Annotated in this window: 24 protein-coding genes; 6 read left to right on the forward strand and 18 right to left on the reverse strand. The window is 61.6% G+C overall.

Features of this window, described 5'->3' with window-relative positions:
- Window positions 1-66: 66 nt before the first annotated feature.
- The 5 genes from H8B14_RS04370 to H8B14_RS04390 form a co-directional block, all read right to left on the reverse strand.
- The gene (locus H8B14_RS04370; protein WP_187314353.1) at window positions 67-795 is read right to left on the reverse strand and encodes a hypothetical protein; all 729 of its coding nucleotides are present in this window, start codon (window positions 793-795) and stop codon (window positions 67-69) included.
- Window positions 796-896: 101 nt separating this feature from the next.
- The gene (locus tag H8B14_RS04375) at window positions 897-1,211 is read right to left on the reverse strand and encodes a DUF3846 domain-containing protein (protein ID WP_187314354.1); all 315 of its coding nucleotides are present in this window, start codon (window positions 1,209-1,211) and stop codon (window positions 897-899) included.
- A gap of 70 nt (window positions 1,212-1,281) precedes the next feature.
- On the reverse strand, window positions 1,282-1,488 hold the full coding sequence (locus H8B14_RS04380) for a hypothetical protein (RefSeq protein ID WP_187314355.1): 207 nt from the start codon (window positions 1,486-1,488) through the stop codon (window positions 1,282-1,284).
- A gap of 48 nt (window positions 1,489-1,536) precedes the next feature.
- Window positions 1,537-1,923, reverse strand: coding sequence for a hypothetical protein (locus tag H8B14_RS04385; protein ID WP_187314356.1), 387 nt, complete (start codon window positions 1,921-1,923; stop codon window positions 1,537-1,539).
- The gene (locus H8B14_RS04390; protein WP_187314357.1) at window positions 1,916-2,236 is read right to left on the reverse strand and encodes a hypothetical protein; all 321 of its coding nucleotides are present in this window, start codon (window positions 2,234-2,236) and stop codon (window positions 1,916-1,918) included. Before H8B14_RS04390 ends, H8B14_RS04385 begins: the two co-directional genes overlap by 8 nt.
- Before the next feature lie 1,076 nt (window positions 2,237-3,312).
- Between H8B14_RS04390 and H8B14_RS04395 the strand changes: the two genes are divergently transcribed.
- Both H8B14_RS04395 and H8B14_RS04400 read left to right on the forward strand, forming a co-directional pair.
- Window positions 3,313-3,600 carry a hypothetical protein gene (locus H8B14_RS04395; protein WP_187314358.1) on the forward strand — a complete coding sequence of 96 codons (288 nt, stop codon included), beginning with the start codon at window positions 3,313-3,315 and terminating at the stop codon, window positions 3,598-3,600.
- Window positions 3,587-4,051: a M15 family metallopeptidase gene (locus tag H8B14_RS04400; RefSeq protein ID WP_187314359.1), complete on the forward strand. Its 465-nt coding sequence runs from the start codon at window positions 3,587-3,589 to the stop codon at window positions 4,049-4,051. Before H8B14_RS04395 ends, H8B14_RS04400 begins: the two co-directional genes overlap by 14 nt.
- Window positions 4,052-4,140: 89 nt before the next feature.
- On the opposite strand, the gene H8B14_RS04405 is transcribed toward H8B14_RS04400, so the two are convergent.
- The gene (locus H8B14_RS04405; RefSeq protein ID WP_187314360.1) at window positions 4,141-4,497 is read right to left on the reverse strand and encodes a hypothetical protein; all 357 of its coding nucleotides are present in this window, start codon (window positions 4,495-4,497) and stop codon (window positions 4,141-4,143) included.
- Between the two features lie 54 nt (window positions 4,498-4,551).
- The gene (locus tag H8B14_RS04410; protein ID WP_187314361.1) at window positions 4,552-4,812 is read right to left on the reverse strand and encodes a hypothetical protein; all 261 of its coding nucleotides are present in this window, start codon (window positions 4,810-4,812) and stop codon (window positions 4,552-4,554) included.
- Between the two features lie 478 nt (window positions 4,813-5,290).
- Here H8B14_RS04410 and H8B14_RS04415 point away from each other — a divergent pair, with 478 nt between their 5' ends.
- A complete protein-coding gene (locus tag H8B14_RS04415; protein ID WP_187314362.1) occupies window positions 5,291-6,016 on the forward strand; it encodes a GAF domain-containing protein in 726 nt (241 codons plus the stop codon).
- Between the two features lie 413 nt (window positions 6,017-6,429).
- On the opposite strand, the gene H8B14_RS04420 is transcribed toward H8B14_RS04415, so the two are convergent.
- A complete protein-coding gene (locus H8B14_RS04420; protein WP_187314363.1) occupies window positions 6,430-6,666 on the reverse strand; it encodes a hypothetical protein in 237 nt (78 codons plus the stop codon).
- 240 nt (window positions 6,667-6,906) lie between these two features.
- Here H8B14_RS04420 and H8B14_RS21405 point away from each other — a divergent pair, with 240 nt between their 5' ends.
- Window positions 6,907-7,077 (forward strand): Nmad2 family putative nucleotide modification protein, encoded by a 171-nt coding sequence (locus H8B14_RS21405; RefSeq protein ID WP_187314364.1) that lies wholly within the window; start codon window positions 6,907-6,909, stop codon window positions 7,075-7,077.
- A gap of 126 nt (window positions 7,078-7,203) precedes the next feature.
- Window positions 7,204-8,154 (forward strand): HNH endonuclease, encoded by a 951-nt coding sequence (locus H8B14_RS04430; protein WP_187314365.1) that lies wholly within the window; start codon window positions 7,204-7,206, stop codon window positions 8,152-8,154.
- A 64-nt stretch (window positions 8,155-8,218) separates the two neighbouring features.
- Here the strand turns inward: H8B14_RS04430 and drt2 are convergent, their stop codons facing one another.
- The 4 genes from drt2 to H8B14_RS04450 form a co-directional block, all read right to left on the reverse strand.
- On the reverse strand, window positions 8,219-9,790 hold the full coding sequence (drt2, locus tag H8B14_RS04435; protein WP_187314366.1) for an antiviral reverse transcriptase Drt2: 1,572 nt from the start codon (window positions 9,788-9,790) through the stop codon (window positions 8,219-8,221).
- A gap of 511 nt (window positions 9,791-10,301) precedes the next feature.
- The gene (locus H8B14_RS04440) at window positions 10,302-13,571 is read right to left on the reverse strand and encodes a type I restriction endonuclease subunit R (RefSeq protein WP_187314367.1); all 3,270 of its coding nucleotides are present in this window, start codon (window positions 13,569-13,571) and stop codon (window positions 10,302-10,304) included.
- Window positions 13,572-13,595: 24 nt separating this feature from the next.
- Entirely contained in the window at window positions 13,596-14,798 is a 1,203-nt protein-coding gene (locus H8B14_RS04445; RefSeq protein ID WP_187314368.1) for a restriction endonuclease subunit S, read from the reverse strand.
- A 5-nt stretch (window positions 14,799-14,803) separates the two neighbouring features.
- The gene (locus H8B14_RS04450; RefSeq protein WP_187314369.1) at window positions 14,804-16,393 is read right to left on the reverse strand and encodes a type I restriction-modification system subunit M; all 1,590 of its coding nucleotides are present in this window, start codon (window positions 16,391-16,393) and stop codon (window positions 14,804-14,806) included.
- Between the two features lie 327 nt (window positions 16,394-16,720).
- On the opposite strand from H8B14_RS04450, the gene H8B14_RS04455 reads away from it, so the two are divergent.
- The gene (locus H8B14_RS04455) at window positions 16,721-17,956 is read left to right on the forward strand and encodes a Fic family protein (protein WP_187314370.1); all 1,236 of its coding nucleotides are present in this window, start codon (window positions 16,721-16,723) and stop codon (window positions 17,954-17,956) included.
- Window positions 17,957-18,457: 501 nt separating this feature from the next.
- Here H8B14_RS04455 and H8B14_RS04460 read toward each other — a convergent pair.
- From H8B14_RS04460 to H8B14_RS04485, 6 genes are all read right to left on the reverse strand, one after another.
- Entirely contained in the window at window positions 18,458-19,108 is a 651-nt protein-coding gene (locus H8B14_RS04460; RefSeq protein ID WP_187314371.1) for a hypothetical protein, read from the reverse strand.
- Window positions 19,109-19,161: 53 nt separating this feature from the next.
- Window positions 19,162-20,586: a replicative DNA helicase gene (gene dnaB / locus H8B14_RS04465; RefSeq protein ID WP_187314372.1), complete on the reverse strand. Its 1,425-nt coding sequence runs from the start codon at window positions 20,584-20,586 to the stop codon at window positions 19,162-19,164.
- A 6-nt stretch (window positions 20,587-20,592) separates the two neighbouring features.
- Window positions 20,593-21,459 (reverse strand): hypothetical protein, encoded by an 867-nt coding sequence (locus tag H8B14_RS04470; RefSeq protein ID WP_187314373.1) that lies wholly within the window; start codon window positions 21,457-21,459, stop codon window positions 20,593-20,595.
- Between the two features lie 143 nt (window positions 21,460-21,602).
- Window positions 21,603-22,187 carry a hypothetical protein gene (locus H8B14_RS04475; protein WP_187314374.1) on the reverse strand — a complete coding sequence of 195 codons (585 nt, stop codon included), beginning with the start codon at window positions 22,185-22,187 and terminating at the stop codon, window positions 21,603-21,605.
- Between the two features lie 108 nt (window positions 22,188-22,295).
- Window positions 22,296-22,691: a hypothetical protein gene (locus H8B14_RS04480; protein WP_187314375.1), complete on the reverse strand. Its 396-nt coding sequence runs from the start codon at window positions 22,689-22,691 to the stop codon at window positions 22,296-22,298.
- Complete coding sequence (locus tag H8B14_RS04485; RefSeq protein ID WP_187314376.1) at window positions 22,688-23,074, reverse strand: hypothetical protein; 387 nt, start codon at window positions 23,072-23,074, stop codon at window positions 22,688-22,690. Before H8B14_RS04485 ends, H8B14_RS04480 begins: the two co-directional genes overlap by 4 nt.
- Window positions 23,075-23,087 lie beyond the last annotated feature (13 nt).

The following is a 23,087-nucleotide window of genomic DNA, read 5'->3' on the forward strand; positions in this document are numbered from 1 at the left end:
CAGGAGCTAGAATTTTGCCGGACACCCTAATGGCCCCCTACCCTGCCGGGCAGGGGGCCGAAGGGCTTAGGCCGCTTGTTGGGGTTCGGGTTCCTCCGTCAGGGCCGCTTCTCCCTTGGGAGCAGTATAGCCGTGCTGGATGCGCAGGTCGGCGGCCCCAGTGTGGGTTTCGGCGCGCCAGATGGGGAAGTCGCGGGCGAAGGCGCGGCGGGCGGCCACCTCGGCGGGGTCGGCGGGCTCGTAGCTGAACTGGGCTATGTAGTAGGTGGCTGTTTTGCCTTCCTTGGTGGTCTGCTTCTTCTCGGCGGTGACTTTTACTGTCACGTCGGCCAGAGTGAGGTCGTCGTAGAACAGCGGCTCGATGAGGCGGTACAGGTTTTCGACGCTGTAGCCGTGGAAGAGCACGGCGCAGACGGCGCCTTTGTCATCGGCAAAAAACAGCTCGGCCCAGAGCTTGCGGCCCATGTTCAGAATGTCGTCCTGGAAGATGCGCCAGGCCAGCGGAATGAAGGAAAGCGAATTGCCGAGCGGCGTAACGCCGTTGATGTTGAACTGGCCGGCCTTGGCATCGAAACGCACCTGGCGAGGGTGGCCGGGCAGGTAGCGGAAGCGCGGCACCTGGGTTACTTCGCCGGTGGCCTCGTCGACTTTGTCGATGAGGTAGGCTGGGGCCTCACCCCCCGGCCCCCTCTCCTGTAGAGAGGGGGTGCGTTCTGGGGTAGTGGATGTACCGGCAGGAACGATGGCCGGGAGTTGAGTGACCGGGGCCTTGGGGGTTTTGGTGGCGGTTGCCATAACAGAAAGGAGGTAAAAAGTGGGGCCAGTCGGCGGCCGGCCCCTTCGCCGTAGTGGATTGAAAATCGGGCAAGCGGCGCTTGCACAAATGCGGGCGGGGCCTAGCGGAACTGCTTATCGTGGCAAAGCAGGGCGCGGCCCACGATGCTGTCCTGGCCGCGGGCGGCGGGCTGGTGCTGGTGCCACAGGTAGGTAGCCAGCAGGTTGAGGTAGCAGGGGTTGCGGAACTTGCCTTCTTCGTCGATGATGAGAATCAGCTCGGGCGTGAGGCGAATCACCTCGACGGTCTGGCAATCGAGCAAAGTGTATAGCTCAGCCAGCCGGAAATTGCGGCCGTTAGCGGGGTGGACGGGTTGGGGCTCGGCGCTGTGCGGGTCGAGCAGCTGGGGCTGGTAAGTAGTAGCAGAAGCAGGCATGAGGGGGCTGTTTGATGGGGCCGCCCAGACTGGGCGGCCCCTGATTGAAAAATTGAGTGCACCGGATGGGCTAAAAGCCTTCGACGTCGAACATCATCTGCTCGTACTCGCCATCGTCCCATCCTTGCTGCTCCTGCTCGTGGTGGTGGTACCAGGCCTGGCGCTCCCACTCCTCGCGGGCGGCCAGCTGATCGTAATGGGCGGCCTGGGCTTCATCGGCGGCCATGGCTTCGCCGTGCAGGCCGTGCAGTACGGCCTCGGTTGGTTGATACTCCATGAATAGCGGGGCTTAAGGCCCGCACCACAGCCGGCGCGGGCCGGTGGGCTAAAAGCGGGGGTAGCGGGCGCGGGCGGCCTGCAGAGCAGCGCCGGCCGGGCTGGCGTGGAAGACCGCGGCGGCGGCAGCGTAGGCGGCGCGGGCCTGCTGGTAGCGCACCACGGCGGCGCGCAGCTGAGCGAAGCGGCCGGGCCCGGGCCGGGAGGTGTCGCGCAGCGCATAGCGGGCGGCGCGGGCATCAAACAAGGCCGACTGCGTGCGGGCCAGCTCCCGGCGGACCGCGACGACGGCAGGGTCAACGGGCGCCGGCGCGGGCGGCGGAGGCGAGGCCGGACGCGGGGCGCAGAGCTGGTCCAGGCGGGCCTGCAAAGCGGCCAGCCGGCTGGCAGCCGCGCCCACGGTGGGCGCGGCTGGGGCGGTGAGGACGCTAGGCATGAGCGGGCACCCCGGCAAACTCATCCTCAGCCTGCAGAACCTGCCACACGGCGGCGAAGGCGTAGCCGGGCGCCACGGCGCGCAGGGCGCGGAAAGCGAGGCGCAGGGCCTCAAACGGGCAGGGCGAGGAGCCGGCGAAGCCCCCGGAGGGCTGACAGGCGGGCCGCTCCGCCAGGCTGAGCATAACGTGCCAAGTGGTGCCGCCCTGGCCGTAGGTGGCAGCGGACTGCGAAACGTAGATGCCCGAGAACTGACACAGGGCGGGGCCTTTCCAGGCGGCAGCGGCAAGCTGCAGGAGTTGGTTGGGTTGCATGGCTGTAGATGTTAGCCGTGGGTGCCCCGCGCCGTAGGCCTCCGGGTAGGGCGGGCAGCCGGGCCTTTCCCGACTTACTACCCTAAATATACAAAATAAAGTAACATCTTGTTACATTAAGTAATGATATTCCAGCTTAAAAGAAGCCCGCATTTACGAGGCCTTCAGCTGCGCCAAATACAATAAATACTTGGCGCGACGCCTGGTCAGGCCCGCCCCACCAGAACGACTAGAAGCCTTGCCCAGGGGGTTTGGGGGACGGGCTGAGGCCCCCAATAGACCTTCGGCGGAGCCGGCCTTATGAGGCGGTAGTGGCCGACCAGCGGGAGGCTGCGGTAGCCGAGGCAGATGACCGGGCGTCAGCCAGGGCATGGTGGCGGGGGTTTGGGGTACTCCCCAATTAGACCCTCCGCGAAGCGGGCCTTATTCGTTGGCCTGCGTGGCCTGAACGCAGATACTACTCGCTGGCGGCAGGCTTTTTCAGCCGGCGGCCTGCTCCTGCTCCGGGGAGGCGGACGCGCGGTGTGGGGCCTTTTTCAGGCCCGGCACGGCGGGGCCGTGGTGCGGCGGGTGGGCGTCTGGGTTGCATCGGGGAGCAACTGGTGCTGCCGCGGTGGCGGTGCGGTGGGGAGAGGGCCGGGACGACGCGGAATGGAGGAACGGACGCCGCGGAGCGGGGTTGGGGCGGAGGTACGGAGCCCCAACCCGGCGGAGCAAGGTAGCGACGGAGTGGAGCGGCGGCTGGGCCCGGGGCGGGGGTTGGGGGGCGGCGGCCGGGTGGCCCGTCCTGGAAGGCGGGTGGCCCGGCCGGCGGTGGGTGGGCGGAGCGTGGGTGGTAGTGGGAGAAGCAAGCAGTGTCCGGGGGGGGAGTGGGTTGGCTGCAGCAGGGATGGTAGCCAAGCCGACCAGCGGGAGGCTGCCCGCAGGGCCGCAGCGAAGCGGAGTGGCGCACAGCCCGGCCCGCAGGGGCTGCCCTAAAAAATACAAACATCGGGCAACTAGCACTCAACAACTATGTAGCAAAATGTTACGTAAATTTGTAACATACTTTGTATCTGTAACCAACCTCCTCCGCCATGTTTAGTAGCACGAAAGCGGGACACCTGGCCCACATCCTGACGACGGCCCTCGTTGGGCAGGTAGCCAGCCATGAGCTTACGCCCCCGGACCCTGATACCATTGAGCAGTACGGGCACCTGATTATCCAGGCGCTGGTGGCCATCGTGACGATTTGGGCGACGGTGCGCAAGGCGCTGCAGAAGCCCGAAAACGTGGTGAAGGCGCCGGTGGTGGGCGTGGTAGCGTCGCCGGCGGCGGGTGCTCCGGAAGCGGCCGTTACGCCGGGAACTGATGGCAAGGAATAAGGCCCGGCCGGGGGTGGAGCGGGCGGCGCCGCAGCTGAGTGGCGGGCAGCAGAAGGTACAGGCGACCCGGCTGGCGCAGGCGGTGCCGAGTCTGGGCGCGGCCTACGCGCAGGCCCTGGGCCGGTGGCTTGGTGACCCGGTGCTGCGGCTGGCGGGGCGGCCAATTATTACGGAGTGCTACCGGAGTCCGGAGCGGCAGAATGAGCTGTACGCGCAGGGGCGCAACAAACCCGGGCCAGTGGTGACCTACAAGCGGGGTGGGGAATCGAAGCACAATCTGGGGCCGCCCACGCCGGCGCTGGACGTGGCGTTTCTGCTGGCCGATGGGTCGGTGTCGTGGTCGGGGCTGCTGCTGAGCAAGTTCGCGCGGCTGATGAAGGCGGCCGACGCGCGGGTGCGCTGGGGCGGCGACTGGCCGGGGTTTAAGGACCGGCCACATTTTGAGGTGTAGGACGGAAATGAAACGAGCGGGCCAGGTGGCCCGCTCGTTTTGGTTGGGGGTGAACTGCGCCCAGGGCATTCGGCTCGGACAGGGAGGCGTTAGTCGTTGCGGTCCGTGTCGGTGACGGTGATGACGTTGTTGCGGTCGATGGCCACCGTGTACTCGTGGCACTTGCTGGCGTCGAAGGATTTGACGTAGTCGACGTTGTTGACCTTGAGGGTGAACGTGGTGGTGCCGGCCGCATAGTTGGCGTAATCCGAGGAGGCCCCGGGGTCGATGTTGTTGATGTTGACGGTGCTACCCCCCGAGGTTTTTACTTGCACACTCGCTTTTTGCGTCCCGTTGTTGGTGACGCGGGCGCGGGGGTCTTCGTCGTTGCACTTTTTGCAGCTGGTGGCCGAAAGGGTGAGCACGCCGGCCAACAGCAGGGCCGCAAAGGGAGTAGGGAATTTCATGAGGTAAAAGGTAAGAGGGCGTTAAACAGGGTGTGGGAGATGCCAGGAAACGGATTAGTGCTTGCCTTTGCCGTGGCCCTTGCCTCGCACCTGGTAGTAGGCCGGGCCAGACGGCACCAGGTACACCGCCTGGCCTTTCTTGGCCTTCTTGGGGTGGTAGGCCTTGTACTTGGGCGCATGCCTGACCACCACGACGCGGGGCGCGTGGGCGGGCTGGCCGATGTTGATGTTTATCTGAGCCTGGGCGGACGGAGCCGCGACCAGGGCAATAGCGCCGACCAGGGCCGTGCCAAGAAGGGTGGAAAAAACAGTCATACAAGCGGTTATTGAGGAATAGAGTTGAGTGAGGGCATCCCGAATAAAGGCAAGACCGGACGCGGAAAACAGAGTTGGGGCATCCGACTTCATTTCGAAAGTACAAAAATGCGTCCAACTTTGGAGCGGGCGGGTTGCTGAAATCAGCGCCTGGTGAAAGTCAGCGGGCCGCTTGTCGTTTACCGCGCGCAGGACGGGGCTGCCGGGCCCCCAATTCAGCCACCGGGCAGTCGGCGGCGGGGGCGTACCAGGGCGGGTGGCGGAGCAAAAGCAGCGCTCGGCAGCAGCGGGCGCGGGCCCGGCCGGGGTGTGGGGCCTGGCCGCGGGTTGAGAGGTGGGCGGCCAGGCAACGAGCGGGCCAGTCGGGCCGCTCGTGGTGGTTTGAGGAGGGCAGGTGCGGCGGCCGGACGCGCCGGTTGGAGGAGGCTGACCAGTTAGCTATCTTGCACCTGGTACACTTCCCGCTTCTGCTGCCGACATGCCCCATCCTTTCTCTTCCGCCCGGCCCGATGACGAAGCGGCCCGGCTGGCGGCGCTGCGCTCCTTCCAGGTACTGGCCGCCCTGGCTGAGCCGGTGTTCGAGGAGTTCGTGACCCTGGCCGCGCGCCTGTTCCAGGTGCCCATCTCGCTGCTGTCGGTGGTGGAGGAAACCGAGGCCCATTACCCCGCCGCCGTGGGCGTGCCCGCTCCCATGCGGCAGCCGCGCGCGGAGACGCTGTGCACGACGGCCGTCACGCGGGGCGAGGCCGTGGTGTACCACGACCTGCTGCTGGAGCAGCGCCCGCCGATTCCGGACGAGGTGCTGCGGGCCGCGGCGGAAAGCCAGGTGCGCTTCTACGCCGGGGCCCTGCTGCGGCTGCCGGATGCGCGCCCGCTCGGTACCCTGTGCCTGGTCGACCACGCGCCCCGCCCCTTCACGGCCGATGAGCAGCGCATTCTGGAGCTGCTCGCCGGGTTGGTAAGCCAGGCGCTGGCCGTGCGCAGCCGGTGCGGGCCACGCCCGACGGGCGGCGAAGACCAATGGGCGCACTTGGGCGCGGAGCTGCACGAGGAAATCGGGGCCTTGAATGCGCTGGTGCGCTACCTCAACGCCCGCAATGGCAGCGTGGTGCCCGTGCCCACCGTGTTTCTGGGCCAGGTGGAAGGCCGCCTGCACGACCTGCGGGAACTGCTCGATGCCCATGGTCCGAACAGCAAGCAGTGAGCTGCCCCGGGCCACGCGGACGGGCGCGGCGCCCCGGCCGGTAACCCGCCTAGCAGCGCGCCCCGCGCCTGATTCGGAGGGCGGTTGAATCAGCCCGCGCCGGCCCGGGGCTCCTGCCCTGGCGTCCGGCGCTTCCCTTACCTTTGGGGGCCCGATGGCGGGCCGCCTTTTTTGACCATGACGAACGTGACTACCCCGACTGAAGGAACTACAATGCAGGCCGAGATAACCGAGTTTGCCGCGCTGCTGAACCAGCAAGGCGTGCACGCGGCCCTGGGCTACCTCAACCGCCGGACGCCCCACCGCTACACCGGCCTGTGGCGGTTCGACGGGGACATGCTGCGCAGTGAGGCTTTGTTCGACCGGAACAAACCCGAAGTGCGGCAGGGCGCCGACGCGCCCATGGCCGCCACCTATTGCTCGCTGGTGGGCCGTAGCGAGGCCCCCGTGCAGATTCTGGATGCCGCCGTGGCCCACAGGCGCAGGGCATCGACACGCCGGTTATCTCCTACTGCGGCACGCTCGTACGCGACGGCCAGGGCCAGGCTTACGGCACGCTGTGCCACTACGACCTGCAGCGCTGCCAGGAGCGCACCAGTGACCAGCCCCTGCTGGCGGCCGCCGCACAGCTGCTCTACGCGTGGCTGCATCCGGGTAGCGCGCGGTAGGTGCACGCCGGAGCCTGGGGCCCGCCGAGCGTCTGAACGACTAGGGGGACGCCTGGCCGCCGGACAGAACGGGGGCAGCCAGTGTGCCTGCTGGTAGCGTTAGCCGCCCGCAGGAGAATACCCTGCCCAGCCAGGGTTGCGGGGCCGACTGCATTTTGAGGGGCAAGGGTAATGCAACGAGCGGGCCGGTTGGTCCGCTCGTTTTGGTTTACTTGCGTCTGCATGGCTCTCTATTCCTATGTTCTCCGTTTCGATACCGGTGACGCTCCTAACCCTTACGGTGGCGTGTGTACGCTCGCTGTGTGCAAGCCGGCAATTCGCCGCACCGCTCAGATAGGTGACTGGATACTTGGCACCGGCTCCAAGAACTCTCCGGTTGGCGATGCAGAATAAAGTGTATGCTGATCCTCAGCTACCGGTATGGGATAAAAGCGCAGCGGTTATAGTAGATATTCCGATACTGTTTACTCCTACCCTGCCAGTTACCTGATTCTTTAACTTCTTCTATCCTCTGTCAGCTTGAGTACCCTATCCCACTACCTAGTCCGGCTCACGAAGCTGAAGACATACGTACACCCGGAAACGAAGCTGGAGGCGCCCTACAAGCCAGCGCTGCTATTGGCCGTGCTGGAAGGCATTGAGGAACAAGCTATCCGGGATAACCGCATTGCCATTACGCCCGAGCTGATTGCGGGCTTCAAAGCGTACTGCCAGCTGCTGAGCCCGGGGCCGGAGTTTGGGGCCAGTCCGTTTCAGTTACCATTTTTTCACCTGCGGAGTGAGAAGTTCTGGCACCTGCACGCCCGGCCGGGTCAAGAGTTAGTGCTGACGGCATCGAAGTCGGTGCGCAGCTTCGGGCATTTGCGGGATGTCATCGATTATGCCTCGCTTGATCCGGCACTGTGGGAGTTGCTGCTGCAGCCAGTGGCGCGGGAGGAAATCCGGCAGGTGCTGCTGGGGCGCTACTTTCCGCTGACGCGCCACTATTTCCGGCCACGGGCGGGTCTGGAGCGGCTCGATGAGTTGGGCCGGCAGATGCTGGAGGAGCCGGCGGCGGTGTACAACCGCGCGGTGGAGGTAGCCGATGAAACCGCCCTGGCGGAGCGCAGCGGCGTGTTTGTGCGGGAGGTGCTGCGGGCGTATCAGTCTACCTGCGCGGTGTCGGGCCTGCAGCTGGTGAGCACCACGGGGGCGGCGCCGCTGCTGGATGCCTGCCACATTGTGCCGTGGTCGGTGAGCCGGGATGACACGATTGGGAACGGGTTGGCGCTATGCCCCAACCTGCACCGGGCCTTCGACCGGCACTTGTTCTGGATTGATGAAGACTACCGGGTACGGGTGGCCGAAGGGTTCGGGGAGCTGGGCGGGCACGACTACGGTGTGCAGCGCTTTAATGGGCAGCCGCTGCGGTTACCGAAGGTGCGGGCGTGGTGGCCGCGGGTGGAGAACTTGGCGGCGCAACGCGGCTAACTTTGGTGCACATTGGCTAAGAATAATTATAATTTTAAACTTCTTAGCTAACAGACTATACGATTTACCTTTTCCTCGATATAAGCTTACCGCTATTTGATTTGATGCTAATTCTCCTTGCATTTTTCTGGCTCAGATCAAACAGTACTTTTTTAACGTGCCTAGAAAGTTGCTTTCTTATAGCAATTGCATTCATACCTGTTTTATCTATTCCACTTATAGTTCTGTAACTGCTACGCGAGGCGTTTAAAGCATAGCTAACAAAGTTCCTCTTTCCTATGTGTGTATACCTATGATACAGCTTCTTTTTGAAAATGCGCTTTCCTTTGCTAATAGGGCTATATGCCATCTTCACGGTTTTGGTGACCCGTGCCTTGGCTTTCCTGAAATATCTTGACAAACTGGATGACCTGATACGAATATCTTGGCCATCAAATTCAAAACCAAGATACTGAAGCGGCTTTAAATACTTGTGCTCATTGTGTTTGTCTAACACAACATCAGGCTCTAGTCTTAACTTGATGGCATTAAATGATCGTATTTTTCCTATGCTATTTTTTTTAAAAACAATCTCTTCCTCCTTTTTTTTCTGGATATCTAGCTTTAAATCCTCTATTTTATTATAAGCAAATTCTTTGGCCTTATCAACATCTGCTGTATTAACGATAAGCAAAATATCGTCACAGTATCGGCGATACACACCACCAATTCCATTGACAAAAGAGTTCATCGCCATATCATAATCCGCCATATAAATATTCGACATCAAGGCACTTATTGGAGACCCTTGAGGAATACCGAATTTATTTATATTGGTGACTATGATATTATTCTTTCTTAGAGCATCAAATTTAACAGAATCTTTACTACCATTAATTAATTCAAGAAGAGATTGTGGTTTCGGGTCTAGCGCAGTTAAGTTAGTGCCTGTAAACCGGAGCAAAGAATTTTTATTGATGTAACTAAACTTTGTTAGGGAGCGAAATATCTTAAACTGATCGTCTGCTAGCTTCTCAACTCCAAATTTCTGACAAACACTCTCTTCAGTCTCCTCCGCGCAAACTATTTTTTTCCATTGCTGCAGCAAAGTCTCATGATCGAGGTTATCAAAAAAACCTTTGATATCTAGTGCCAATACAGTGCACTCCCCACGGGTCTTAACATGGTTAAATACTTCCTGTGAAAAGTCTATGTTACTTGCACTTAGATCCGTCCTATAAGCAAGTACGCAATCGTTGATTTTATAATGATGTATATAGCTTTCGTATTGCTTTGTCAAGCAATGTGAATAAAACGAATATATTAATGCATCCGAATTGGATGCATAATTTATAGGCCTTTTTTTATATTCAATTCGTCGACACTCGCGTTTGCTGTCGTATTTATAGCGGGGGACCGTTAGTATAAACTTAAGAAAGGGATGAAAAGCCCGCTTAATTATTTTATCAGGATTTTGCAGAATATCCTTAAGCTTTTTCTGCTCATCAGCACCACGCAACCAAATTCTCTTATCCAGATGAAGATACCCTTTCTTCAGGTACTTTTTTTTACACTTACCTGATTCCTTATCCTTTGTGTGTTTATAATTAGCTAGCTCTTTCTTGAGCCAATCATTCCAAAGTTTTTCCGTAAACATAAACTCGTTATAGATTCACCTATTACTGTCAAAGGGAGAGGCCAGGACTACTCCTATCCTTGAAGGCTTTATGCCTCCTACAGGCCTTTCCCGCACGGGCTTATAACACAATTACTTCCGTCGGTTACCCTAGTAAAGTAGTTCCGTCACAAACACACACCGTACTCACTTCAAGCTACGCTAGAAATAAGACATTCCCGGGGTTACCCTCGGTGCATTAGACCTTAATTTCGAACTTAATCAGATTAGGCCTTAGCAAGGTGGAGGAGCAAGTTTAACAGTATGGAGAAGCTTAATTACATTCCGACACCTCTTCTTGGCAAGGTTATTGCTATCAAGGAAGTATTGTCATGGTGCTCTGACTCGATGACCGTCGTGGGCATGGTGCTCACGCTAATAATCTACGCCAGCGCGTATTTAAACCTCAAACCCCCATCCCTAATGGATGGGGCGATGCAATATACTGCTATAAGACAATAGTGATTACCCTCTACGGATCATTATTTCCTTATTATCTCTTTGTCAGCTCGTTGGCAATAAGCTCGGCCTGCTTTAATACCGTTTCGGTGGCCAGCAGCTCCATATCGGGGGGGTATCCGAACTGGCGCAGGGTGCGCTTGACAATGACTTTCAGCTTGGCTTTCACGCTTTCCTTGATGGTCCAGTCGATGGAGGCGTTGGCGCGGACCCGCTCGGTGAGGACCACGGCCAGCTCGCGCAGCTTGTCCTGCTGCATCAGCTCCTGAGCGCTGTCGTTGTTGGCGACGGCGGTGTAGAAGGCATACTCGAAGTTGGTCAGCCCCAGGGCCTGAGCCTCGCTGTCCATGTGGGTGATTTCCTTGCTGAGCCGGATGAGCTCGTCCATCACTTCGGCGGCGGTCAGGATTTTGGCGTGGTAGCGCTTGATGGCGCTTTCCAGCATTTCCATCAGGCTTTTGCTCTTGACCAGGTTTTGCCGGGCGCGGGCTTTCAGCTCGTCGTTGAGCAGCTTTTTGAGTACTTCCAGGGCCACGTTCTTGTGCTGCATGCCCTTGAGCTCCAGCAGAAACTCTTCGGAGAGAATGGAGATGTCGGGCTTTTTGATGCCGGCGGCGTCGAATACGTCAATCACCTGCTCGGATACCAGGGCCTTATCGATTACCTGCCGGATGGTGGTTTCGATTTCCTCGTCGGTGCGGCCGGTGCCGGTGCTGTCGAACTTGGCCAGGCGGGCTTTTACGGCCTGGAAGAACGACACCTCATCCTTCACGGCCAGGGCCGCCTCGTGCGGAATGGCAATGGCGAAGGCCTGCGACAGGGCCGTCACCTCGTTGATGTAGCGCTTCTTGCCGTCGGGCAGGCCCAGAATGTGCTCTTCGGCGGCCAGTATGAGGGAGAGTTTGGCGGAGGTGGCCGCGTCGTAGTAGGAGTCGTAGTGGAAGCCGTGATAGAGGTTCTGCACCACTTCCAGCTTTTCGGCCAGCAGGGCCACGGCCTGCTGCTGGGCTACGGCGGGGTCGCCTTTGCCGCCGGCGTCGGAGTAGAAGGACAGGGCTTTTTTGAGGTCGGAGGCGATGCCCAGATAGTCGACCACCAAGCCGCCGGGCTTGTCCTTGTACACGCGGTTGACGCGGGCAATGGCCTGCATGAGGTTGTGGCCCTGCATGGGCTTGTCTATGTAGAGCGTGTGCAGGCTGGGCGCATCGAAGCCGGTGAGCCACATGTCGCGCACAATCACGAGCTGGAGCTCATCGGCGGGGTCCTTCATGCGCTCGGCCAGGGCGCGGCGCTGCTCCTTGGTGGTGTGATGTTTGGCAATGGCGGCGCCATCGGTGGAGGCCGAGGTCATGACCACTTTCAGCTTGCCCTGCTTGAGGTCGGTAGAGTGCCAGTCGGGCCGGAGGGCAATGATGGCCGCGTACAGCTCGGCGGCGATGCGGCGCGACATGGCTACGATCATGGCTTTGCCCTCGAATACTTCCTGGCGCTGCTCGAAGTGGGCCACCACGTCGGCGGCGATGGTGGCGATGCGCCGCTCGCTGCCGATGAGGGCTTCGAGCTGGGTCCACTTGGCTTTGGCTTTCTGGGTATTGGTGAGGTCGTCGGCGTCCAGGTCCTCGTCCAAGTCGGCGACCAGCTTTTTGCCCTCCTCGCTCAGGCTTACCCGGGCCAGGCGGCTTTCGTAGTAGATGCGCACCGTGGCCCCGTCTTCTACGGCCTGGGCAATGTCGTAGATATCGATGTAGTTGCCGAACACGGCGGGCGTGTTTACGTCGGTCTGCTCGATGGGCGTGCCGGTGAAGCCCAGGTAGGTGGCCTGGGGCAGGGCGTCGCGCAGGTACTTAGCGAAGCCGTAGACGGTGCGCTTGCCGATTACCTGGCCGTCTTCCTTCACATCCACTTCCTTGGCCTTGAAGCCGTACTGGGTGCGGTGGGCCTCATCGGCCATAACGATGATGTTGCGGCGGGCCGACAGCTCCTCGTATACGTTGCCTTCTTCGGGCTGAAACTTCTGGATGGTGCTGAATACCACCCCGCCCGAAGCCACGCGCAGCAGCTCCTTGAGCTGCTCGCGGGTTTCTACCTGCTTAGGTTCCTGGCGCAGCAGCTGGGTGCAGGCGGCGAAGGTGTCGAAGAGCTGGTCGTCGAGGTCGTTGCGGTCGGTGATGACGACCACCGTGGGGTTGTCGAGGGCCTGCACGATTTTGCCGGTGTAGAACACCATGGTCAGGCTTTTGCCGCTGCCCTGGGTATGCCATACCACACCGCCCTTCCGGTCGCCGAAGGGCTGGGTGGCGACGCCGGGCACGCCATAGGTTTCGGGGGCTTCCTGTGCCAGCGCGGGCGGCAGGGTGCCGCGCCCGTAGCTGCAGCCGGTGGGTGGCGTGGCGGCGGCTACTTCAGCCGGCGTGTGGCCGGCGGCCCGCAGCGTGGATTGCACGGCGGCATTTACGGCGTAGTACTGGTGGTAGGCGGCTACCTTCTTGACCGTGGAGATGCTGATGACGCCCGTTTGGGGGTCTTCCTTTTTGAACTTCTCGAACACCACGAAGTGGCGCAGTACATCGAGCAGGGTGGCCGGGGCCAGCAGGCCGCGAATGAGGGTTTCGAGCTGGCTTACCAGGGGCGAGGCTTCGGCCAGGCCGTCGGCCGACTTCCAGGCCATGAAGCGGCTCAGGCCCGCCGACAGGGAGCCGGCCCGGGCTTCGAGGCCGTCGGAGATGACGAGCAGGCCGTTGTAGGTGAACAGGCCGGGGATGAGGGCCTTGTAGGTATCGAGCTGCTGGTAGGCCGACTTGAGGGTAGCGGTTGAGGAGGCGGCATTCTTGAGCTCCAGTACCACCAGGGGCAGGCCGTTGACGAACAGCACCACATCGGGCCGCTTCTGATGGCCGTTTTCGATGACCGTGAACTGGTTGGCCACCACGAACTCGTTGCGGTCGGGCTGCTGAAAATCGACGAGCCACACCACCTCGCCGCGCTCCTGGCCGTCCTGCTGCTTGCCCACCGGCACCCCCTCGGTGAGCAGGCGGTGGAAGGTTTCGTTGTTGGCCAGCAGCTCGGGCGAGGCTATGCGCTGCACCTGCCGCAGAGCATCTTCGCGGGCCTCGGCCGGCACGGTGGGGTTGATGCGGGCAATGGCGCCGCGCAGGCGCTCGAGCAGCAGCACATCGGCGAAGCTGGCCCGCTCGGGATGGGGGCCGTCGGGGGCGAAGTCGGGGGCGTAGTGGTAGTGGTAGCCCAGGGTTTGCAGCAGCTCGATGGCCAGCTCCTCGATGGCGTTTTCAGTCAGCTTGCCCATAACGGATAGACGGCGAAATAGTGATTAATAGGCCACGCGCACTTCGCCGCTCATCAGCTTCGGCAGCAGCGTGTCGCGCAGGGTGGAAAGGGTTTGGATTACACCCCGGTTTTTATCGGCTTTATCAATGAATCCTTGAGCTATTGTGGAGAATTCCTCTGCCTTTTCAATGGATGGAATTCTCACTTTAATATTTAGAATGTCTTCCGGCCTGATACGCTGGTGACTTCCGCTTGTTCCTGAAGCAGCCATTGTCATTTCGCCTACAACATCTTCCGACTTAATCAGGAAGTAGAAGTAAGCGTAAAGGCTCTGCTTTTTAGGTTTGAAAACCTGAAATTCAGTTGAACACACTGAATTAGGTTCTACACTTTCCCCAATAGCCCAGATTCGAGGAAAGCGAGGATTCAACTTTGAAATCAAGATTGTATTGGGCGAAACCTCGTATTTATTGCTCAATATTTCCAACCCTAGCTCCCGAGTTGGAACTTGTCCGTTGTCATAAGCGGGCAAACTATATTGGCAATACAATACTGTATGATTCGCAACCGGATTAATGCCCACTTTAAGGTGAGTGGCAATATCCCCAACTTTACGTTCCTCCCACTCCTCCTTGGCCTCCTCCACAAACCACTGCCGGAACAGCGTTTCGGCCAAGGCTTCCAGGGTGGCGTTCTGGCGGTGCAGCAGGTCTATTTTGTCGTCCAAGCTACTGAGAACGGCGGCAATGGCGCGTTGCTCATCTAGCGGTGGAATCTTCCATTCTGTGGTCTGCAAAAACTTCCAGTCCGCCCTTGGCATACGGGTGCCACCTTCGCCACTATTTGCCAAATTGACAAAATCCCAACTCGCTAAAAAGTAAAAGAGGAAACCTTGGTCAATATCTTCCTTGGCTCTAAAGACCCAAATATCGGTTGAGCAAATACCCCCAAATTTTGGCCTCGCCACTTTCCTAAAATAGGGACGCAGTTTCCCGAACAAAACATCACCCGCTTCAAATTTGAACTTGTTGCTGGTGACATCAGATGAATCCCCCGGAGCATTTAGTCTGAGTTTTTCTTGCTGGATGTGTTCTAGTCCAATGTAGTTAAAATCACTGCTGCCATCGGGATTATATTGGTCTTTTACAGGCTCTGTAAGTTCGTCTAGCCTGTAATCACGCCAGTCATTCAGGTCACTGACTTTCGTCTCAACCTCCCCCCACTGTATTTCCGTCTGCTTGCTCATCTTTCCTAAGCTGTTAAAATCTTCGCCAGGTTATCGGCAATCAGCTTATTCAGGGCGGCTTCTTCGCTGAGCTGGGCGTCCAGCTCGGCCCGCAGCGTGCCGAAGCGCTCGGCGAAGTCGAACTCGTCCTCGTCGTCGGGCAGGCCCACGTAGCGGCCGGGGGTAAGCACGTAGTCGAGCTCGCGCACCCGCGCCAGGGGTGCGGCCATGCAGAAGCCGGGCACGTCCTGGTAGCTGCCGCCGGGGTTGCGCCACTGGTGGTAGGTATCGGCAATGCGCTGGATGTCGTCGTCGGACAGCTCGCGGGTGCGGCGGTTTACCAGGAAGCCCAGGTTGCGGGCGTCGATGAACAGGATTTCGTCGCGCCGGTCGCGGAAGCGGCCGTCGCCCTGGCGGCTGCGGTTCATGAACCACAGGCCGGCCGGAATCTGGGTGTTCAGAAACAGCTTGGCCGGTAGGTTGACGATGCAGTCAATCACGCCGTCTTCCACCAGGGCCTTGCGGATGTCGCCCTCGCCCGAGCTTTTGGAGGTGAGGGCGCCCTTGGCCAGCACCACGGCCGCCTGCCCCGTGGGGGCCAGGTGGTGCAGGAAGTGCTGCATCCAGCCGAAGTTGGCGTTGCCGGTGGGGGGCACGCCGTACTTCCAGCGGCCATCGGTGCGCAGCAGCTCGCCGCCCCAGTCGCTCACGTTGAAGGGCGGGTTGGCGATGATGTAGTCGGCCTTCAGGTCGCGGTGGGCGTCGTTGAGGAAAGAGCCCTCGGTGTTCCACTTCACCTGGGAGCTGTCGATACCCCGGATGGCCAGGTTCATCTTGGCCAGTCGCCAGGTGGTCTGGTTGCTTTCCTGCCCGTAGATGGAAATATCGTTGACGCGGCCCTGGTGCTCGGTCACGAACTTCTCGGAGTGCACGAACATGCCGCCCGAGCCGCAGCAGGGGTCGTAGACGCGGCCCTGGTAGGGCTCCAGCATTTCGACCAGCAGCTCTACCACGCTGCGCGGGGTGTAGAACTGGCCGCCCTGCTTGCCCTCGGCCAGGGCAAACTCGCCAAGGAAGTACTCGAACACGCGGCCCAGCACATCGGCGCTGCGGGCTTTGGCGTCGCCCAGGGCGATGTTGCCCACCAGGTCAATCAGCTCGCCCAGGCTGGCAGGGTCCAGGTTCTGGCGGGCGAATACCTTGGGCAGCACGCCCTTGAGCGGAGGGTTGTCCTTTTCAATCCAGTCCATGGCGTTGTCCACGGCCCCGCCGATGCTCACGATAACGCCTTTGCCCTCGGGGTCGAGCACCGGAATCTGGGCCACCTTGGCGTGGTTTTGCAGGAACTGCCAGCGGGCGTACTCGGGCACGAAGAACACATTTTCGGCCTTGTACTCGTCCTTGTCTTCGGGGTCGGCCCCGGCGTACTCGCCTTCGCCGGCTACTAGCTTGGCGTAGTGCTCTTCGAAGGAATCGGAAATGTATTTGAGGAAGATGAGGCCCAGTACGACGTGCTTGTACTCGGCGGCATCAATGTTTTTGCGGAGCTTATCGGCGGTTTTCCAGAGCTGCTTTTCGAGCGGCTCTTCGGCAACTATTTTCTTCTGTTTGGCCACGGGAATGGGGTACTTCTAAGGAACTGGCGATTGAGAATACGCCTCATTTGCGGGACGGATTCAACCTCTTAACGGAACTCAACGCAGGGTATCCAGGCGCGTCATCTACGGAGCAAAGGGGTACCTGGTGAGCCGGAATGCAAGTTAGCTGATTCTCTCAGGTGCCAGGTAACAAGTTTGCGAAGGAAGGCAGGCTCTTTGTCGGAAACCGGCGGCCGGTGTCGCAACAGGTATCGTAACACACACCATCCTTTGGCTTTCAATTTACTATCTATCAAAGCTATACCTATCGTAACAGGTATCGTAATTTACCGGTAATTTTGCCGAATGAATGCACCTACCCTGCTCTACCGTGATGCTGCCGCCATTGCGCCGCTGAAGCCCAGTCCGGTACCGCCCACGCTGGCGGAGCTGGCGTTGCAGGTGGTGAAGGCGGCGGCGCGGCTGGAAGGGCGTTTGCACCCGCTGACGGCCCGGGCCATTGCCGACTTTCTGCGGCCGGCCAACAGCTACTACTCCAACCTGATTGAGGGACACGATACGCACCCGCTCGATATTGCCCGCGCCCTGCAGGAAGAGTACTCCGCTGACAGCCGGAACCGGTCGTTGCAGCTGGAAGCGCGGGCCCACATTGCGGTGCACGCCCGGCTGCCGGAGCTGCTGGCGGAGGCAGACGGCAACCCTTATACTGAGCGATTCTGGCGGGCCCTGCACCGGGCGTTCTATGCCCACCTGCCCGACGAATTCCGCTGGACCACTACGGTGGAGGGCCAGCGGCTGGAAGTGCTGCCCGGAGAGCTACGCACCAGCGAAGTGCGCGTGGGCCGGCACGTGGCCCCGGCGGCGGATGCGCTGCCCACGTTTATTCACCGGCTGGAGGACGGCTATCAACCTAAGTACGAACCCAACCACCTGGCGCGCGTGGTGCAGATTGGCGCGGCCCACCACCGCCTGGCCTGGCTGCATCCGTTTCTGGATGGCAACGGGCGGGTGATGCGCCTGTTCAGCGACGCCGCCTTTCGGGCCGAAGGACTGGATGCGGGCGGGCTGTGGTCGATGTCGCGGGGGCTGGCCCGCAGCGAGACGGCGTATAAGCGGGCCCTGGCAGCGGCCGATGCGCAGCGGGAGAATGATCATGACGGGCGCGGCAACCTATCGGAGCGGCAGCTGGTGGCCTTCTGCCACTTCTTCCTGGGAGTGGCCCTGGACCAGATCCGGTACATGACCGACGTGCTGGGCATTGATGACATGCTGGGCCGGCTGCGGGGCTTGGTGCAGCTGCTGGTGCTCAGGCGCAAGTGGCGGACGGAAACGTACTACGTGCTGGAGGCCGTGTTTTTGAAGGGCAGCATTCCACGGCGGGAGGTGGAACGGCTGACGGGCCTGTCGGAGAGGACCGCCAAGGCGCTGGCCACGCAGCTGCTGCAGGCGGGCCTGCTGGCGACGGACCAGGGCGACCATCTGGCTCCCTACCGGGCGGCGTACCCGATTGGGTTTGCCCCGGCGCTGTTTCCGGGGCTGTACCCGGCGGGTAAGGAAGTGGATATGCTCAGCGTGGGGTAGTTTTAGTTGGTCTGCCCTTCAGAAAACTGGTTCGTCCGGTGGGAACAGGGATTCATCATAAAAGAAGGAGGGCTCCTCATACCGGGCGCAGCGCTCCGGGGATAAAAACTCACGTAGGGTAGGGTCAATCAACTGGCGAACACCCAGCACGGGTAATAGTTGACGAGTGTGGGGCAGCACACAGCCCAGACGGCCACAGCCGCCGATAACGAAAGGCCACTCGGGTAGTTGGTTGGGGTCTGAGGGCATCAGGTTTCGGAACGTAAAAACAGCTATCAATAGCAGAGGCCGGGGCGGTTTCCTACTGGCTTGCTTGGTCAGAAGCTAAATTAATGAACAGGCCCCGCCGCATCAAGCAGGCGGCTATTCCTTCGTCGGTGGCCCCGTTGCGGTGCTTGGCCACGTCGGACAGGGCGGTGTCAGCGGTGGAGGGGCGTTCGTCATTCTCATCAACTATTTACTATGTCTCCTATTGGCTTTGAGAAGGTTGCCCCAACGTTCTTACAGGGTTTCGCTGGAAATAGCGGCTGGCTTATAGTTCGCCTCGAACACAGCCCGGGCGAAGCCGGCGGGCGTGGCGGAACGCAGGTTGGCGCGGTTCTTTGAGTCGGGGAGGTTGTGCATTTTGGAGCCGAGGATGGGCACTACCGCCTTGGGCTCGGGCAGTTGGAAGCCGCCGCCGGTCCACAGGCAGGTGCGCTTGGTGTAGGCTTCGCTGAGCTGGCGCTCGGCGGGCAGGTACCCGGCGTAGTCGCAGGGGTCGAACCGGAAGTCCGGGGGGCGCCAGTAGGTACTGACGGTGCTTACCGGGTTTTCGATGAAGTAGGGGGCCTGGCACCAGGCGGCGAGGCGGGCCGACCACTCGAACAGCTGCAGGGCCTTGATGACACTTCCGAGGCCTTTGCGGCGGAAGTGGGCCCGGCCGGAAATGGCGGTATCGGTGCAGGGCGGAAAGAAGGCAGCGAAGGCCACGGGTCCGTAGGGCGGCAGCCACTCGCGCACGTCGATGCCGACGCGGATGATATTGCCCTCCCGGGTTTCGCCGGGCGGGTGCTGCAGGTCGACGCAGTAGTAGAGGTAGCCGGCTTCGGCCCACGGCTGCACGAGCGTGGTAGTGAGGTCGAAGCAGCTGATGACGATGGGAGTTGGCATATGATCTTGAGCTGTTAGCTATCGGTTTTCAGAAAGAGGCTACCCGTCAGCCGTTAGAAGCTGACAACTTGGGATTGCAAGTCGCTGAACACGCCGCGGCGGAGGTTGCAGGCGGCTACTACCTCGTCGGTGGCGCCGTTGCGGTGTTTGGCCATGTCGAACAGGACCGTGTCGGCGGTGGGGGTGCCGTCCTCGTACTCGGGGATGCTGTAGTACTCGCCGCGCCAGAGGAAGACGATGCAGTCGGCGTCCTGCTCCAGGCTGCCGGACTCGCGCAGGTCGGAGAGCATGGGGCGCTTGTCCCCTCCCCTTTTCTCCACGTCGCGGCTGAGTTGGCTGAGGGCAATGACGGGGGCGTTGAGTTCTTTGGCCAGCTCCTTGAGGCCGCGGCTGATGCTGCCCACTTCCTGCTCCCAGTTGCCTTTGGTGTCGCCGCGCATGAGCTGGATGTAGTCGACCAGCACCAGGCTTAAGGGGTGCTGACTGTGGAGGCGGGCGCACTTGGTGCGCAGCTGCTGGATGCTCAGGCCGGGCGTGTCGTCGAGGTGCAGGGCGTGGCCGTGGGTGTGGAGGCGCCGGGCCTGCTCGCGGATGTGGGACACCTGCTCCAGGCCGCCGGGGAGGTTGCCGCGGCGCAGGTCGGAGTTGGAGTAGCCGGGCACCTCGCTGGCCACCATGCGCTGCATGAGTTGCAGGGTAGGCATTTCGAGGCTAAACACGGCGGTGTGGTGGCCGTGGTCGAGGGCGGCGGTGCGGGCGAAATGTAGCAGGGCAGCTGTTTTGCCCATGGCCGGCCGGGCCGCCAGGATGATGAGGTCGGAGGGCTGCCAGCCGCCGGTGAGGCCGTCGAGTTGGGTGAGGCCGGTAGGAATGCCGGTGAGACCGTGCTGCTGCACGGCCTGGGCCAGACGGTCAAACGTGGCGGCGAAAGCGGCGGCGGCCGTTTGGCCGGGGCGGGTTTCGAGGGTACGGTGGAGACTGGTGAGGTGGGTTTGGGCGGTGGCCAGTAGTTCGAGCGGGTCGCGGGTGTTGTCGTAGCCATAGGCGGCCAGCTCCGAGCCGGCGCGGATGACCACGCGGCGGGCGTGCTGCTCCTGCAGGATGCGACAATGGCTGTCGAGGTGGGCAGCGGAGTTGACGCGGCTGGTGAGGCCGGCCACGAAGGCCGGGCCACCGGTGCGCTCCAGCGTGCCCCGGTGGCGCAGCTGCTGCACGACGGTGAGCAGGTCGGCATGCTGGCCCGCCTGCACCAGGTCGCGGATGGACAGGTATACTTGCTGGTGAGCCGACGAGTAGAATACTTCCTCGGTAGACAGCGTGGCCAGCAGGGTGCGCTGGGCCGGGGCTTCGAGTAGGGCGGCGCCGAGCACAGCAGCCTCTAACTCCAGCGCCTGGGGCGGCAGATGGCCGCCGGTGGGCGCGGAAACGGTGGGACGAGCGGAGGCGCTGAACTTGGCTGGTTGCATGGGCGGCAGCATGGTAGGTTAACTCCAGCGGGTGGGGTCGGCGGGTTTAGGGGCGGTGCGGGCGCGGGCCGGGGGCGCGGCCGGGCTGGGGCCGTGGGGGCCGGCGTTCTGGAACTGGGGGCGGCGGCGCATCCAGCCGCGGAAGGCAGCGCGCCAGTCGGCCATGGGGGTTTTGCCGCTCACGCGCCAGCCGTTGCTTTCGTAGTGGTCGTGGAAGGCAGCAGCTTCGGTTTGGGCGTCGGGGCTGTTGGGGTGCTGCTCGGCGGCGTAGGCCTGGATTTCGGCGAGGGTGGGCGGGACTTTCTGGCGGCGCGGCTGTGGGGCCTCACCCCCCGGCCCCCTCTCCTGTTGAGAGGGGGAGCCTGACGATTTCCTTTCTTCTGACTCTGACTTTTCCGAAATGAGGGCGGGCGCGGATTGGGTGGCGTCAGCTGCCCTCTCTTTTATTGAAGATGTAAGTGAAGATGAAAATGAAGGGGTTGGGATTTGCTTGTCCCGGGTGGTTGGGGTTTGGTTGGGGTTTTGGTTAAGCAAACGCGGGTTGCCACCCTTTCTGCCGGCGGCGGTACGCACCTGGCGCAGGTTTTCATCCTTGACCATGCGGCGGCAGTAGAGGGCGCCGTCGGACTCGCGGCGGCTGGCCACGCCGTAGGCCAGCAGGGTGGTTAGAATTTGGTTGGCGGTTTGGTTATCCAAACCCAAGCGGCGGGCAATGACGGCATCGGGCATAGGCTGGCCGTTGACAAGCAGCACGCCGCGCTCGTCCGAGTCGTGCATCATCAGCAGCAGTTCGAACCAGGCCCCGCGCTGCGCGAGGTCGAGGGCCTGCACGCCCTGGTCTTTGTGCCAGTCGCCGGGGTAGAACTGGATAGCCGGGAGCTTCATTAGCAATTAGTAATGAGTAATTATTAATGAGCAATTCACAGTCGATGCCCAACGATGCGCCTCACCCCCCGGCCCCCTCTCCAAGGGGAGAGGGGGAGCCTGACGAAACGGTGCTGCCATGAGCAATTCACATCCGGCGCCGCCTATCCCAGAGGTCGGGGCAACGGCTCATTGCTCAGGGCTAACTGACCATCGAACAAGTCGAGTTGGCGGTACTCGGTGCATTTGCCGCGCAGGGCGGCTTCCACTTCAGCTAAAGCCGTGGCCAGAGTAGTTTCCAGCAGGCCGGTGTAGGAATAGGTGGCCTGCTCGTCGTCGAAGGACTGGTAGGGCGTGGTCAGGTTCAGGACCCGGCCGCCGGTCAGCTCGCGCTGACCGATGAGTGTTACGCCGCCCTGGTTGCGGCCCAGGGAGAAGCCGGTGACGGTGAAGGACGCGAACAGGGCGGGCAGCTCCTCGGACTCGTCGGGCCAGAAGTCGGGCGTTTCGGTCAGCTGCTCAGTGAGCAAACACAGGTGCGGCACCAGGCGGCTGAGGGCGTGGATGAGGTCGGGATGCACCTGCTCGGTGCAGGTCAGGGCGAAGGCCCGGGGCGGCGCCTCTTGGGTGCGCTGCTCGGTGAATTCGCAGGTGAGGTGCTGGTCTTTGACCTTGACCTTCTGGATAGTGATGATGGACGTGGTGGCCTCCGGACTATCCGGGCCGACGATGGGAAGTAGCTGGGACATGACGCGGGATGGAGTAGTAGGTAGAGCCTCACCCCCGGCCCCTCTCCGGGGTAGAGAGGAGTCAGACGAGCGGGGAGCCAGAGGGCTGCAGTAGGCGGATGAGGCCTTTTATACCGGGCGAAAGGGGGAGCGACGGCCGCGCTTGGCGCGGGGGCCGGGGGCGGCGACTGGCTCGCCATCGGTGCGGTTGCGGCGCTGCCAGTCATGGATCTGGGACAGCAGCACCCGGTCGCCGCGGCTGGATTCGCCCGCGAGGTAGTGCAGGCGGCGCGGGTGGTGCTCGGGCAGGCGCATGTAGTCGCGCAGGGTTTCGGGGTGCAGGTCGAGCAGCGCGGCCGTGCGGGGCACGGAGTAGGCCGGGTCGGGCGTGGGGGCCGTTTCGAGTTGGCGGCGGGCCTCAGCGGCGCAGGCCTTTTCCAGCGACTCGCGCACCCAGGCGTGGTCATCGGGCAGGCGCACGGTGATGTGCAGGCCATCGGCCGTAGTGGTGGATAGCTCGGTCATGGCTGCGGGGACGTGAGTTGTTCGGGGAAGAAGATGCCACCCTTGTAGGGCACTGGGGCAATGCCGGACGCCTCGCGGTGACTGATGATGCGCTTGAGCTGGCGGAGTGCTTTGGCGGTGGTGGCGGCGTCGAACTCATACTGCCACAGATCCAGCCAGACAGCTTCGCGGTGGGTGAGGAAAGGGCTGTCGAGGGTGCAGCTCAGCTCGTAGCGCTGGGCGGGCGTGGGGCGGGAAGCGGAGCTGGTAAAGTCCCGGGGCGGGCATTTCCGGACCGCGGCCTCCAGGGCCGCCGTGGCCTTGCGGGGTTCTTCGAGCAGGTAGGGCGCCGGTGGCAGCGGGCGGCGGGGATAGGGCTTATTGGCTTCGATAAGGAGCATCATAACGGAAGAGGAA

Source organism: Hymenobacter puniceus (assembly GCF_014333525.1).
In the GTDB taxonomy this organism is placed as follows: domain Bacteria; phylum Bacteroidota; class Bacteroidia; order Cytophagales; family Hymenobacteraceae; genus Hymenobacter.

Bases quoted from the DNA above. Each gene is read 5' to 3' on its own strand.
- H8B14_RS04370 (WP_187314353.1), bottom strand. From the start codon at position 795: ATGGCAACCGCCACCAAAACCCCCAAGGCCCCGGTCACTCAACTCCCG.
- H8B14_RS04390 (WP_187314357.1), bottom strand. From the start codon at position 2,236: ATGCAACCCAACCAACTCCTGCAGCTTGCCGCTGCCGCCTGGAAAGGC.
- H8B14_RS04400 (WP_187314359.1), top strand. From the start codon at position 3,587: ATGGCAAGGAATAAGGCCCGGCCGGGGGTGGAGCGGGCGGCGCCGCAG.
- H8B14_RS04440 (WP_187314367.1), bottom strand. From the start codon at position 13,571: ATGGGCAAGCTGACTGAAAACGCCATCGAGGAGCTGGCCATCGAGCTG.
- H8B14_RS04415 (WP_187314362.1), top strand. From the start codon at position 5,291: ATGCCCCATCCTTTCTCTTCCGCCCGGCCCGATGACGAAGCGGCCCGG.
- H8B14_RS04480 (WP_187314375.1), bottom strand. From the start codon at position 22,691: ATGACCGAGCTATCCACCACTACGGCCGATGGCCTGCACATCACCGTG.
- drt2 (WP_187314366.1), bottom strand. From the start codon at position 9,790: ATGTTTACGGAAAAACTTTGGAATGATTGGCTCAAGAAAGAGCTAGCT.
- H8B14_RS04420 (WP_187314363.1), bottom strand. From the start codon at position 6,666: ATGCAGCCACGCGTAGAGCAGCTGTGCGGCGGCCGCCAGCAGGGGCTG.
- H8B14_RS21405 (WP_187314364.1), top strand. From the start codon at position 6,907: ATGGCTCTCTATTCCTATGTTCTCCGTTTCGATACCGGTGACGCTCCT.
- H8B14_RS04460 (WP_187314371.1), bottom strand. From the start codon at position 19,108: ATGCCAACTCCCATCGTCATCAGCTGCTTCGACCTCACTACCACGCTC.
- dnaB (WP_187314372.1), bottom strand. From the start codon at position 20,586: ATGCTGCCGCCCATGCAACCAGCCAAGTTCAGCGCCTCCGCTCGTCCC.
- H8B14_RS04375 (WP_187314354.1), bottom strand. From the start codon at position 1,211: ATGCCTGCTTCTGCTACTACTTACCAGCCCCAGCTGCTCGACCCGCAC.
- H8B14_RS04410 (WP_187314361.1), bottom strand. From the start codon at position 4,812: ATGACTGTTTTTTCCACCCTTCTTGGCACGGCCCTGGTCGGCGCTATT.
- H8B14_RS04485 (WP_187314376.1), bottom strand. From the start codon at position 23,074: ATGATGCTCCTTATCGAAGCCAATAAGCCCTATCCCCGCCGCCCGCTG.
- H8B14_RS04385 (WP_187314356.1), bottom strand. From the start codon at position 1,923: ATGCCTAGCGTCCTCACCGCCCCAGCCGCGCCCACCGTGGGCGCGGCT.
- H8B14_RS04470 (WP_187314373.1), bottom strand. From the start codon at position 21,459: ATGAAGCTCCCGGCTATCCAGTTCTACCCCGGCGACTGGCACAAAGAC.
- H8B14_RS04445 (WP_187314368.1), bottom strand. From the start codon at position 14,798: ATGAGCAAGCAGACGGAAATACAGTGGGGGGAGGTTGAGACGAAAGTC.
- H8B14_RS04395 (WP_187314358.1), top strand. From the start codon at position 3,313: ATGTTTAGTAGCACGAAAGCGGGACACCTGGCCCACATCCTGACGACG.
- H8B14_RS04405 (WP_187314360.1), bottom strand. From the start codon at position 4,497: ATGAAATTCCCTACTCCCTTTGCGGCCCTGCTGTTGGCCGGCGTGCTC.
- H8B14_RS04455 (WP_187314370.1), top strand. From the start codon at position 16,721: ATGAATGCACCTACCCTGCTCTACCGTGATGCTGCCGCCATTGCGCCG.
- H8B14_RS04380 (WP_187314355.1), bottom strand. From the start codon at position 1,488: ATGGAGTATCAACCAACCGAGGCCGTACTGCACGGCCTGCACGGCGAA.
- H8B14_RS04475 (WP_187314374.1), bottom strand. From the start codon at position 22,187: ATGTCCCAGCTACTTCCCATCGTCGGCCCGGATAGTCCGGAGGCCACC.